Genomic DNA, 13,626 nt, shown 5'->3' with positions numbered 1-13,626 from the left:
TCTAAAGACCTTCACTCTCAAGATCATTGCGTGTCTTGGCTAAAGCCACTTGTTCAGCATTTAAATAGATCCAACGTCCCTCGACTAAATCTGGTATCCCCGTTAAGTCGAGCGCTCCAATTTGCTGACGATGCAAGCTCTCAACTTTATTTCCCACTGCCGCAAGCATACGTTTCACTTGATGATATACCCCTTGATGCACGGTCATTTGCAGTTCACATTCAGCTAAGCGTTTTACATCTGTTGCAGCAAAACTCCCTTTTTCATTTCGCAGCTCCACCCCTTGCTCCAGCTGTTGAACTTGTTCATCTGTAACAGGGTCGGCCGTTTTCATCCGATACACTTTTGCCACATGCTTTTTAGGGTGTGTCAGCGCTTGTAAAAACTGACCATCATCGGTGAGTAACAATAAGCCTGTGGTGTCTTGATCTAGACGACCTACACACTGAATACCACGATTCAAGAGCAAATCATCAAACAAATCAAAAACACTAAAATGATGTGTCGCCTGATGTGAACATTCATAGCCTTGAGGTTTATTTAAGGCGATATAGACTTTTTCACGGTATTCAAAGCTCTCGCCATGTACCTTGTAGTGCAGAGCATCCAATTTGAGTTTATGTTTAGGGTCAGTAATGATTTGCCCATCAATTTCAATGACTGCATTTTTAATCAACTGTTGGCAATGCTTTCGCGAACCAAATCCTTGCGACTGCAACATTTTTTCCAACAGCATCAGCACACCACATTTTTAAATAAAGGCTCATTTTATACTTAAATACAGGAACATCAATCAAAGGACTCAGCTCATTCGGCAGAGTGGCTAAAAAAACGTTACAATGCACATGTTTTTTTGACCAGTCTCCCTCTATGCCGAACTTAGATTTGAACCTGATCGTCCTCCTGATCCTACTGGCTTGCGGTATTTTTAGTCACAATTCTGCAGTAACCATTGCTGCGGCAGTACTCATTATTTTGCGGATGACACCACTGAGTGAATACTTCCCACTCATCCAACAACATGGATTGAATATCGGGATCATCATTTTAACCATTGCAGTTTTAGTGCCTATTGCAAGTGGTAGAATTAGCGGTGAAAGTATTTTTAAATCTTTTTTAAGTATCAAATCGTTACTTGCTATCGCTATTGGCGTTTTGGTAGCATGGCTAGGTGGGCGCGGCGTAAAACTGATGTCAAACCAACCCGATGTTGTTGCAGGCTTGCTGGTCGGAACCGTTGCAGGAGTGGCTTTACTACGTGGCGTTCCAGTCGGCCCACTCATTGCGGCTGGTTTACTTACCCTAATCATTGGTACAGGACAGCCCTAGCCTAGCGAATACAAAAACAAATCCAAATTCTCAAGCTAGGTTGGATTGATCTGTATTTGCTGCCTTTAAATTTGACTTCTTTTATAGAATGTCCACTCAATATAGCGCTATGAATAAATATTCATCGTGTAGAATCTTCAAGGTTCGTATGAATATTACGCTTGCTTAGTTCACTTATAACTTTTTTGAACAACCAAATTTTCATGTGATAAAGAACGTATAATACTTTTCATTTTCTCCTCTATTTATGTCCTCTCAAGAAAATAGCATCTCTCCAACAAGCCACTTATCTGTCATTATTTTAGCATTGGCACTCGGTGGTTTTTGTATTGGTACCACTGAATTCGTTGCGATGGGACTCATCCAAGAGATCTCACAAAGTTTCAATCTCAGTATTCCTGTCACAGGGCATTTTATTAGTGCTTACGCTTTAGGCGTGACTATTGGCGCACCTGTGATTGCCATTTTGGCCGCAAAGGTTCCGCGTAAAATGCTCTTAATTGGACTCATGCTATTTTATGGTATCGCCAATGCCAGTACAGCACTCGCAAACAGCTATGAGTCCATGTTGGTCTCACGTTTTATTGCAGGTTTCCCTCACGGCGCTTACTTTGGTATTGCCGCTTTGGTGGTTGCAGAGTTTGCAGGAAAGCAAAAGCGCGCTTCGGCTGTTGCAATGCTCATGATGGGGCTGAATGTCGCGACCGTGATTGGTGTGCCTTTTGCGACATGGCTGGGCCAGCTGTATGGTTGGCGTGCAGGTTTTGAATTTTCTGCATCTATCGCATTTTTGACCGTGGTCGCAATTTGTTTTGGCTTACCTAAAATGCAGCTGGATCACACAGCCAGCATTCAAAATGAACTACGTGGACTTAAAAATACACAAATGTGGATTACGCTTGCTGTCGGTGCAATTGGATTTGGTGGACTATTCTCTGTATATAGTTATGTATCGCCTATTTTGACTGAATACACGCATGCTAGCATTCAAGTCATTCCGTTTGCGCTGGCGTGTATTGGCCTCGGGTTGGTCATTGGTGGTGTTGTCGCAGGACACTTTGCCGATAAAAACTTAAACAAGGCGATTATTTGGGTCTTAGTTTCCAATGCCTGCTCTTATGTACTTTGTGCCCTGTCTATGGATCACCTTGCCACTGCTTTCATTGCACTCTTCTTGGTCAGCTTCAGTATTGCAGGCTTGGGGCCTTTACTACAAACCCGCTTAATGGATGTCGCTGGTAATGCACAAGGCTTAGCCGCTTCGCTGAATCATTCTGCATTTAATATTGCCAATGCTTTTGGTGCTTTTCTGGGCGGCTGGTTAATTAGCCAAGGTTTAGGTTGGCTAGCTCCAATCTGGGTCGGGGTTCTACTAAGTTTAGGTGGGCTGATTATTTTATTGTTGGCTTTTCAGCATGAGAAAAAGTCGATATCCGCATGTAAAAATGATGCAAATCAGACTTGTTAACCCCTTATAAATGACTTTTATCTAAAAACAATAAGCGTGCATAAAGATTCAATCGTATTGTTATGCACGCTTTTACAATCCATCATTCAGATTAATATCAGGCCGTTAAGAATCTTACTGGCATTTTTTTAAACTCTAGGTTTTATTCGATACGCGATAACGTCATCCGCATTCAGAAGTTAAATACGAAACACCTTAACTGACTGGCATAATCATTCAGGTAATTTTTTACCACAGTGTGGACAATAGGCATATTGCTCACGCTCTTGCCTTAAAGATTCTTCTTTTTGTTCACGAATGAGCTGTAAAATAATATCGTGTGTTTGCTCTTTGGTCAGCCCAACTTCTTTACGAACTTCTTCAATTTTTTCTGTTTCTAAAACAAAATCAATATCGCTATTTTGGATTAATTCTCGAAATCTAAGTTCAAGTTTTTCTTTACGCTGCTCAAGTTCATTGGCCAAACCATTCGCCAAAATACCCGCAGGTAATGCCGCTAAACCTACACCTAAGATGGTAATAATCGCTCCAAGAAAACGTCCTAACGGCGTAATAGGTGTCACATCGCCATAACCCACGGTGGTCAGTGTAACTACGGCCCACCACATTGAAGCTGGAATGGAGCTGAAAACTTCAGGTTGTGCCTGACTTTCAATCAAATACACCCCTGCAGCCGCCATAATGATCATAATCATTAAGATGAAAATAACTGCTTGAAATGAACCTTTTTCGCGCTCGATGACTCGTAATAAAATTTGTAGCGAGACAAAATAGCGGGTTAGCTTTAGAAGTCGGAGCAGACGAACAATTCTTAAGAATCGCAAATCGAATTGAACAAAGAAGTTTAAATACGCAGGCAGAATAGCCAAGAGGTCGATAATCGCCCCACCACTTTTGACCCAATTTAGGCGGTTTTTCCAATCCGACTCAAAACTATTAGATTCAGCAATTGACCAAAAACGTAAGAGATATTCGACGCTAAAAACGACAATAGAAAAGATTTCAAAATAATAGAAAAAGTCTTGATACAACACATAGTACTTTTGCACCGACTCCAGCAAGACCGCAGCAGCATTACTCATAATCAGTGCAATCAGAAAATAGTTTAACCCTCGACTTAAGGGCGTCTCATAATCCTCATTATGCAAATTGTTATAAACAAATTTGCGTAGCGTGTACCAAGCTGTCAATTTCATTACGATTCTAAGTTATTCTTATCCCTTAAAATTCAGTTTAACTGAAGTTCTGGGCAATGTAAGTAAGAAATTTCTGCACGAAACGCCCTACTTTTAAGATGTTATTCAATATATAACAGCGCTAAACGAACTTGGTCATAGCCCATACGTGGATTGGTCAGTTCCACAATAGGACGAAGCTTAATCGCACCATCTTCGCTAAAGTGTTCTGTTTGCTGACGCTTCATTAAGCGTTTATAAATTTTCCGCACTTGCTCAACTACTTCTTCTCCAGGATGTGCCACGGAAATATCCAAGCCTTGCTCTTTATGCAACTTTGCCAAATGGTTGATAATAGTTGCAGCCGTCAAACCGCGCTCTTGTGCGATATCTGCAATTTCATAACCACCTTCAAACAATTCACGTGTTTCATCGAGTGTTGCAGAGGCATAGTTGGCTTTACCTGCATTACGAGCAATTTTCTTTTCATTTCGCTCAATCTCAATTTCATTGAGCGTTCCGCCACAGTGACGGATAAAGGCCTTGTGCTGTGGCTCAAGATCAATGGCCTCGAAATGTGTTTCGGCTTCATCGGATAGTTCTTGGAAGCGGCGGTCTGCCTTAATGGCAAGACTATCTAACTCCAAGGCTTGTTCATTAAAACCCAATAACCTTAAACCGTCCAAAGTCTTTAAGCGCGACAAAGCCACATAGCCCTGTCCTTTTTCAAAAGTATGACTAAGATTAATTTCCGCTGCCGCTAAAGTCATCCCTTGTGACTTATGGATGGTGATGGCCCATGCCAAACGCAATGGAATTTGCTGAAAACTGGCAATGGTTTTACCTGCATCATTGTCCACTGACCACGTTTCAGGCTCGACCACCAGTACCGTGCCATCAGTCAGTTTGACTTTCGGCAAGATCCCAAAGTCATCATCTTCTTCAAAGCCCACCACTTCGCCTAAGCTACCGTTGATATAGCCCACATCAAAGTTGTTCTTTACAAACATTACTTTGGCATTTTTCTTGAGGGTTAAATTTTCAGGTGCACGCACAGAAGACTTTAACGTTTCAATAAGCTTGTCATTGCCATCACACACCGCCTCAAACTGTCGGCCTTCATTTTCAATTTCATTCAGATGTTTGAAGTTGATGGTGTCCACGTCCATATTATGCGTATATAGACGTGTAAAGGTTTCTCCAATATCTTGCTGACGTGTGGCTTGTAAAGCCTGCAAGTGCTCAGAGTTAATACTCTGACCACGAATGGCATTTAAAATATCATTGAGATAATCATTGCCCTGACGGTGCTGCTCGGTCAAATAGCACACACGAAACTTGGCTTCGACCCAAGCATCAGACATAAAACAGAATTTATCGCGGTTGCGCTCTTCATTTTTACCAACTGGCGGTAACTGGAAGAAGTCACCCGCAACAATCACTTGAATCCCGCCAAATGGCTCTTCACTTTCCTTAAAGAACTTAAGGACTTTATTGACCAAATTGAGTTGCTTGGCATGTAGCATCGAAATTTCATCAATGATTAAGACTTGAGCATTTTCTAAATGCTCTTTTAAGTATTTACGTTCTTTCATGCGTTTGAGTTCATCTTCCCCCAACGCATCTTTAATTCCAATGCCAGCCCAAGTATGAATAGTCATACCATTCATATGCGTCGCGGCAATACCTGTAGAAGCGGTAATCGCCACAGGCACTTTACGGGCTTTTAAATAGTTAATATATTGGTTCAGCGTATAGGTTTTTCCTGCACCAGCGGAACCGGTTAAAAAGACATTTTCGCCCGCTTTTAAGAGTTTGAGTGCAGTTTCTTGCTTCATAAGACCTATACCATTGATGAACGGCTATAGCCTACCGAGTTTTTGCAAAAAAGTTAAGCAGATCTCGTCACACAGTAAATGATGTGCGACAAATTAAGTCCATTGTTGTTTAAATTTTAAGAGCTTGTTTATTGGGTTTGATTCAGCATAGCAATGAATTGTTCAGCGACGACAACATCATCGGGTAGTGCTTTTTGGTTATTTGGATATTCAAGCTGATCAAATAACAGTTGCCCTGCAATATAATGACAACCGAGCGTCAAGTGCCGCTGTGCGTCGGTATGACTCATATGAAATGCAGCATATTCGCGTACAATGATTCGCTCAGCAAAACTGGCTGCTAAACAATGTTGAAAGCGACGTGATTCAGCAATGATGCGATCAATATCTTTGAGCTCCTCAAGCACCCAACTCTCAATAAAATAATAAGCTTCATGACTGATCGGTTGCCATGAGACACAACCAAGCTTTCGTTTCAGTTCAGCGAGTAACTCTTGGCTATGCAATTGATCATGCCACTGCACAGCCTGATGAAATAGGCTCTTCCATGTGACATTTTTTAAAACTTCCTTTTGCGTCTCAAAATGTTCAGGCAAATAATCGCGCACATAAGCATCAAACACCGAAACTCGTAAAGGCGGCCGATTTAAATAAAACAACTGTCGAAAGCTTTCAATATGCAGTTTATGTTGCTTTAACTGAAGATAAAAATCACGGTGTTGTTGCTTATCTTCGCTAAAATAAATCACTAAGTCTTCAGGAAGTTCCTGCACAATTTTATCTAAATGCTGAATATAGGCCTGCATTACACGACTCAATTTTATGTAAACCCGTTTCCCCCATTCGGGCTGTTGTTCGACCACACGGCGCAGCAGTTCGAGCCATTCATCTAAATACAAAATAGACGGACTGATCGCTATCCGCTGATCATCCATATCTTGGCGTCTATTTTTTAAAACCACATGCTGGTTGGCCTCCAGCTCAAACCAATGCTGTTGTAAGGCATGTTCATAGCAACTTTGTATAAATAAGCGCGCCGCAACATGTTGGAAGTACTTTAAGGTAGTCACAATAATCTCAGGATGATAAGACTGAGTATCAAGATAACTTAAAGCCGTGACGGCAACGCGGATACTACTGTGCTGAATATTTTGACTAACCCAGTCTGTCACCACAGCTTTTTGTTTGAATAACCAATTTACGGTACGGCTTTCATCAAAAATCGGGAGTTTGGCGACCTTCTTTTGCCATGTCTTGGTCTCAGTTTTTAAAAAATGGCGCTTTGCCAACAAATCACGCGATGTCCAAAGATCCCGATGCATAAGCCGCACAAAGCCAAGCATATTGGGCTGCTCTTTAGCATGCGGATATAACAAGTGAATGTCATGCGTATGATCCACCAACTCTTGTAAAGAAAACCGTTCAGGAAATGCCGTTTGTACAATGCGATAAACATACGGATCTAAGAGTTGACTAGCACTACAACACAGCTCGTCATAACTACTCATCAAAGACTGTAAGGGTAAAATATCTTCCGCCTGATCTGCATCTAAGCAGCATAAGCGCTGCAACTCGGCCAGCAAACTTCGCTCAGAGGTTGAATCATCTGTATTGAATTCAACTTGCTGGCACAGCTGTTGAAAGAGTTCTGATTGCGTTTGCCGTATTTCAGTCAAAATTGTTTGTACGCGACTCGGTCCATCGAACAAAAAAAACAGCTGTTGAAGAATCAGCTGACGCAACTGTTTAACTTTATTGCGCAAATACAAAGAATGTTGTGGAGATTGATCACCCACTAAAAACACAATGTCGTGTAAACAAAATTCTTCGAGCGCTTCTGCATAGTGCCCTTGATAGATAAACTGTGGAACACACAGCTCCGCCTGTTCCGTCGGTGTATAAAACTGAATATGAAAACAATGATTTAAAATTTGAATCCGTTGTTGTTTTGCATCGACACTTAAAACGTTTTGCACATTGAGTGTGGAAAGAAAAGCGAATTGCTCGTGATAAAGCTGCTGAATACTCGGAACAACTTGTCTTAACTGTATAGCAAGACTTTGATATTGCTTAAGCTTATCGTTTTTCTCCACGGCTGGCCCTCTTTGAATTTGGCTATTTTCACCACAACTTCAAAACCAATATAAACAAATCCTGAACCACAGGCTATGCCTTTTATCGATAGCCATTTTGTTCGGTGAAGCCATTTTTCCTCATTCCCTTACTCATGGTAGGTATTTGGTAGGTACACAAGTTTTTGGAATCATTCAATACTCTAAAAACGGTAATGAGCACCGATAACAACATAAATAATGGTAGAAGGAATCGCACCATGGCTTTTAAAAATATTGCAGATCAAACGAACGGTTTTTATATCCCTTGTGTTTCACTTTTTGGCCCAGGCTGTGCCAAAGAAATTGGTGGTAAAGCACAAAACCTCGGTGCAAAGAAAGCACTGATTGTAACCGACGCAGGGTTATTTAAATTTGGCGTAGCCGACACAATTGCAGGATATCTCAAAGATGCAGGTGTTGATAGCCACATCTTCCCAGGTGCAGAACCGAACCCAACTGACATCAATGTCCACAACGGCGTGACTGCGTATAACGAACAAGGTTGTGACTTTATTGTGTCCTTAGGTGGTGGTTCTTCGCATGACTGCGCTAAAGGTATTGGACTCGTGACTGCGGGTGGTGGTCATATTCGTGACTACGAAGGAATTGATAAAAGTACGGTTCCAATGACCCCTCTTATTGCCATCAACACCACGGCAGGTACAGCATCAGAAATGACACGCTTCTGTATTATTACCAATACAGATACCCATGTAAAAATGGCAATTGTAGACTGGCGCTGCACTCCACTGATTGCAATTGATGACCCTAAACTGATGATTGCAAAACCTGCAAGCTTAACAGCGGCAACAGGTATGGATGCCTTAACCCATGCAGTAGAAGCTTATGTTTCAACAGCAGCAAACCCAATCACTGATGCCTGTGCTGAAAAAGCCATTTCAATGATTAGCGAATGGTTAAGTCCAGCAGTTGCGAACGGCGAAAACTTAGAAGCGCGTGATGCCATGAGTTATGCACAATATTTAGCAGGTATGGCATTTAACAATGCATCTCTAGGTTATGTCCATGCGATGGCTCACCAACTGGGTGGCTTCTATAACCTACCTCACGGCGTATGTAATGCAGTCCTACTTCCACACGTCTGTGAGTTCAACTTAATTGCCTGCCCTGACCGTTATGCACGAATTGCTGAACTGATGGGAGTTAACATCACAGGTTTAACTGTGACAGAAGCTGGATATGCTGCAATTGACGCAATTCGTGAACTATCTGCATCGATTGGTATTCCATCGAGCTTATCTGAACTGGGTGTGAAAGAGCAAGATTTGGGTGTTATGTCTGAAAATGCGCAAAAAGATGCCTGCATGCTGACGAACCCACGTAAAGCAAACCATGCTCAAGTGGTCGACATCTTCAAAGCTGCACTCAAATCTGATGCTTCAGTGGTCGATTTTAAAGCAGCGGTCTAAGTTCTCCCCTTAACTTTTTGTTTGCTTTGACAATTTAAGTGGAATGAAACAGACGTCCATACTGTTTCATTCTGGTAAGCCTAATCCTTGCTTACCTGTGCACTTAAATTGTCTTTTTTTATTTGTGGTTGACAAAGTTTTGCACTTCATCAAGGATAAGAAAACTCATGACAATAACAACCAGAGCGAATTATGTCAGCAACTCAGACTCATCCTGCGTATACAACTGATGTCCTCGGTGAAGGCTATGAACAATTAAAACTCAGTTTTCCAGACGATTATGAAGGTGCTGTATGCGCAACCCTCGTACGCAAAAAAGCACCGCAAAATACTCAAAAAGCTGTGCTGTATATCCATGGTTTTATTGACTACTTTTTCCAAACCGAAATGGCTGAACAATTTAATCAGCATGGTTATGATTTTTATGCGCTCGATTTAAGAAAATATGGTCGTTCTCACTTGAGCCATCAAAAATATTATAACGTCCGTGATCTCAGCGAATACGATGCTGAAATTACCCAAGCCTTAGAGATCATTGGCAATGAAGGCCATACTACGGTGCTGCTTGCAGGACACTCTACGGGTGGCTTAATCACGACTTTATACGCTGCACACAATCCTAAGCATCCGCTGATCAAAGCACTTTGGGCCAATAGCCCTTTTTATGATTTTAATATGCATCCCATTAAGCGCAAACTTGGCGTGCCGCAGCTCAGTCGACTCGCAAAGCATTTTCCTGACCTCAAGTTTCCAAGTGAACTGAATAAATGGTATGTACCGAGCCTACATCAAAACGAGCATGGTGAATGGAACTTTGATTTGGAGTGGAAACAACCAAGCTACTCTATGGTTCGCATCAGCTTTGTACGTGCAATTCATGAAGCACAGAAAGAAATTCATCGCGGTGGTTTAAAGCTCTCTGTTCCTGCACTCATTATGCATTCACATCAAACGCTTAACCCGAAGAAATGGGGCCTAGCCGCGCAAACCAGTGATGTGATTTTAGATGTTAAAGACATTGAAAAGCAGGCCAAAAATTTACAAGGTGACGTCAGTGTCGTGACCATTCAAAATGGTTTACACGACTTAGTCCTCTCCGCACCTGAAGTTCGTGCCGAAGTCTATGCTGAGCTGTTCCAGTGGCTCGAGCAAAAAATAGTGTAAATACACCTTTCCAACACAATTCATAATTTTTAAATTTTATATTTCTCAAGTAGCTGATGCGCAGGATGTCCATCCGGAGTCAGCTCAATGAGTCGCTCAACGGCATCAATCGCCTCTGGGTAACGTGCGACATGTTTAAACAACATATCGGTTTCATTGGCTTTAAAAATCGCACTGCTTAAACGTGACTCCAAGCAGTCGCGCCATGCACATAGAAATGGACTTTCTGTTTTAGGCAGTAAAACACCTGAACACAGCTTCAATGCGGTCTCAATATAGGCAGCATCTAAGGCCTGCTCGGCTTGTAAAAAATCGGCCTCAATATGCGCCAAAATTCGATAGGGACGAGATCCCAACATGCCACCAAGCAAGTCACGCAGTTGTGACATTTCGGCCTTAAGTGTTCCCACACTCACCTTGCGCTCACCATATAAGGCCTGATGCAAAGTATCTAAAGTCATACCCTGTGGGCACAACGCCAAGATGGTCAAAATTTCAATTTGTCGCGGTGTGAGGACCATCACTTTGCCATTAAAATGTACTTGTGGTACACCAAAAGCACGGATATATAATTGTTGGCGCTGATATTCTAACAGTGCCGTTTGGATGATAGATGCACAGCGCTCTGCTGCGAGTAGACCAAGGCTATTATGATTTTTCCATGTGGTGGATAAATCAATCACCCCAAGGACGTGTTTTGAGTAAGGGTCAATGATTGGTGCAGCATAACAAACCCAATCATGAATGGAACTCATATAGTGTTCATTTGAAAAGACACAACTGGACTGTTGAGTTTTTAAGGACAAGGCCAATGCATTGGTCCCCACCAATTCCTCTCGCCACTGTCCACCTTCAACAAAATGTACACTTTCTGCCGCATTACGCATTTGTCTACTGGACGCACTCCAAATAATGGTACTACCAATATCGCCTACAGCCACCACCATAGACGACTGTTGTGCAATATGTCTCAGTTCATCTGCGCAATAACTCAAAGCATGTTGCAACGCTGAACCTTGTGACATGGAACCCTCAGAAATGGGCGCAGCAAAGCGATCTTTTGGAATTTCTGCGGAGTTAGAGCGCTGCCATGAACTTGCAATACTTTTTCCCAATTGTTCAGCTTGTACCGTCGAAATACTGCTACTGGTTCTAAGCTTTTCTATTTCTTGTCTTTTCTGTATTAAATGTTGCATTGCCATCATTCCTTATACTCAAAACAATTCCTGATATACGTCCACTGTATTACTTGGTTGTAAACATTTGTCAAAGGCTTGTAAACCTCCTTCCTTCCAACCTTTTTCCAACCTTATATTAGTTATGCTACTTAAATATTGTACAGATGTACCTTATACCAAAGCTGTAGATGCTTTTAAAAAATCAATAAGCAAAGGAACTTCAATATGCGCTATGTAGACCCTAACCAATCTGGTTCTAAAGTAGAATTTAAAGCACAGTATGACAACTTTATTGGTGGCGAGTGGGTTGCGCCAGTAAAAGGTGAATACTTTGAAAATATCTCTCCTGTCGACGGTAAAGTTTTTACAAAAGTCCCTCGCTCATCTGTAGAAGACATCGAACTTGCACTTGATGCTGCGCATAAAGCCAAAGAACAATGGAACAAATCTTCTCCAACTACACGTTCAAATTTACTCCTTAAAATTGCAGATCGTCTAGAACAAAATCTAGAAAAATTGGCTGTGGCTGAAACATGGGATAATGGCAAACCGATTCGTGAAACACTTGCAGCGGACATTCCTTTAGCCATTGACCATTTCCGCTATTTCGCAGGTTGTATCCGTGCGCAAGAAGGCGGCATTTCTGAAATTGATGAAGATACCATTGCCTATCACTTCCACGAACCATTAGGCGTGGTAGGACAAATCATTCCATGGAACTTCCCAATTTTGATGGCAACATGGAAAATTGCTCCTGCTTTGGCTGCGGGTAACTGTATTGTACTTAAACCTGCAGAACAAACCCCTGCGAGCATTTTGGTTTTAATTGAACTCATTCAAGATTTATTGCCTGCAGGCGTACTAAACGTAGTCAATGGTTACGGCGTAGAAGTTGGTCGCCCATTGGCAACCAATCCACGTATTGCCAAAATTGCATTCACAGGTTCGACTCAGGTCGGTCAATTGATCATGCAATACGCCACTGAAAACATCATTCCAGTGACTTTGGAGCTTGGTGGTAAATCTCCAAATATTTTCTTTGAAGATGTTATGGCGCAAGATGACGACTACCTAGACAAAGCACTCGAAGGCTTTGCTATGTTTGCGCTTAACCAAGGTGAAATCTGTACGTGCCCATCGCGCGCTTTAGTTCAAGAAAGCATTGCAGATAAATTCCTTGAAATGGCAGTTGAACGTGTAAAACGCATTAAAACGGGTCATCCGCTCGATACAGAAACGATGATTGGTGCGCAAGCTTCACTGGAACAACAAGAGAAAATATTGGGCTGTATCGCAACAGGTCGCGGTGAAGGTGCACAAGTACTAACAGGTGGTAGTGAGCGTAATGAAGTGGGTTCTGGTTTCTATATTGAACCAACCATTTTCAAAGGCACCAATGACATGAAAATTTTCCAAGAAGAAATTTTTGGGCCTGTACTTTCAGTGGCAACATTCAAAGACTTTGACGATGCAATTAAAATTGCCAACGACACTATTTATGGTTTAGGCGCTGGTGTATGGTCACGTTCAGCACATACCTCTTACCGCGCAGGTCGTGCAATTCAATCGGGTCGCGTTTGGACCAACTGTTACCATATCTACCCTGCACATGCCGCTTTCGGTGGCTATAAAAAGTCAGGGATTGGTCGTGAAAACCACAAGATGATGTTAGAACATTACCAACAAACTAAAAACTTACTTGTGAGCTATGCAACCAAGCCTATGGGCTTCTTCTAAGCACTTAGCTTATTCGTATACAGTTCTCTATGTGTTTAGGGTGATTCGTTACCCTAAACATTTCTCCATCAAACATCAAACATCAAACATCAAACATCAAACATCAAACATCAAACATCAAACATCAAACATCAAACATCAAACATCAAACATCAAACATCAAACATCAAACATCAAACATCAAACATCAAAC

At 41.9% G+C, this 13,626-nt stretch carries 10 protein-coding genes; 5 read left to right on the top strand and 5 right to left on the bottom strand.

The features are described from left to right. Position 1 precedes the first annotated feature (1 nt). Entirely contained in the window at positions 2-736 is a 735-nt protein-coding gene (locus MF4640_RS03235; protein ID WP_078388667.1) for a pseudouridine synthase, read from the bottom strand. 134 nt (positions 737-870) lie between these two features. On the opposite strand from MF4640_RS03235, the gene MF4640_RS03230 reads away from it, so the two are divergent. After that, complete coding sequence (locus MF4640_RS03230) at positions 871-1,329, top strand: DUF441 domain-containing protein (protein WP_062032888.1); 459 nt, start codon at positions 871-873, stop codon at positions 1,327-1,329. 247 nt (positions 1,330-1,576) lie between these two features. Further along, complete coding sequence (locus tag MF4640_RS03225; protein WP_078388666.1) at positions 1,577-2,797, top strand: MFS transporter; 1,221 nt, start codon at positions 1,577-1,579, stop codon at positions 2,795-2,797. Positions 2,798-3,009: 212 nt separating this feature from the next. Here the strand turns inward: MF4640_RS03225 and MF4640_RS03220 are convergent, their stop codons facing one another. The 3 genes from MF4640_RS03220 to MF4640_RS03210 form a co-directional block, all read right to left on the bottom strand. After that, on the bottom strand, positions 3,010-3,993 hold the full coding sequence (locus tag MF4640_RS03220; protein WP_004696794.1) for an ion transporter: 984 nt from the start codon (positions 3,991-3,993) through the stop codon (positions 3,010-3,012). Positions 3,994-4,094: 101 nt separating this feature from the next. Continuing rightward, entirely contained in the window at positions 4,095-5,810 is a 1,716-nt protein-coding gene (locus MF4640_RS03215; RefSeq protein ID WP_004696792.1) for an AAA family ATPase, read from the bottom strand. A 128-nt stretch (positions 5,811-5,938) separates the two neighbouring features. After that, positions 5,939-7,903 carry a hypothetical protein gene (locus MF4640_RS03210; protein ID WP_078388665.1) on the bottom strand — a complete coding sequence of 655 codons (1,965 nt, stop codon included), beginning with the start codon at positions 7,901-7,903 and terminating at the stop codon, positions 5,939-5,941. A gap of 239 nt (positions 7,904-8,142) precedes the next feature. Between MF4640_RS03210 and mdh the strand changes: the two genes are divergently transcribed. Both mdh and MF4640_RS03200 read left to right on the top strand, forming a co-directional pair. Further along, a complete protein-coding gene (gene mdh, locus MF4640_RS03205) occupies positions 8,143-9,354 on the top strand; it encodes an iron-dependent methanol dehydrogenase (RefSeq protein ID WP_078388664.1) in 1,212 nt (403 codons plus the stop codon). Positions 9,355-9,546: 192 nt separating this feature from the next. Beyond that, positions 9,547-10,518: an alpha/beta hydrolase gene (locus MF4640_RS03200; protein ID WP_078388663.1), complete on the top strand. Its 972-nt coding sequence runs from the start codon at positions 9,547-9,549 to the stop codon at positions 10,516-10,518. A 29-nt stretch (positions 10,519-10,547) separates the two neighbouring features. Here MF4640_RS03200 and MF4640_RS03195 read toward each other — a convergent pair whose 3' ends face one another. Beyond that, positions 10,548-11,723 carry a helix-turn-helix domain-containing protein gene (locus MF4640_RS03195; protein ID WP_010326873.1) on the bottom strand — a complete coding sequence of 392 codons (1,176 nt, stop codon included), beginning with the start codon at positions 11,721-11,723 and terminating at the stop codon, positions 10,548-10,550. 198 nt (positions 11,724-11,921) lie between these two features. On the opposite strand from MF4640_RS03195, the gene MF4640_RS03190 reads away from it, so the two are divergent. Continuing rightward, positions 11,922-13,433 carry an aldehyde dehydrogenase family protein gene (locus MF4640_RS03190; protein ID WP_078388662.1) on the top strand — a complete coding sequence of 504 codons (1,512 nt, stop codon included), beginning with the start codon at positions 11,922-11,924 and terminating at the stop codon, positions 13,431-13,433. Positions 13,434-13,626 lie beyond the last annotated feature (193 nt).

It is taken from the genome of Acinetobacter sp. MF4640 (assembly GCF_002018895.1).
Classification (GTDB): Bacteria; Pseudomonadota; Gammaproteobacteria; order Pseudomonadales; family Moraxellaceae; genus Acinetobacter; species Acinetobacter johnsonii.
This window is presented reverse-complemented; position numbering and strand designations above follow the sequence as displayed.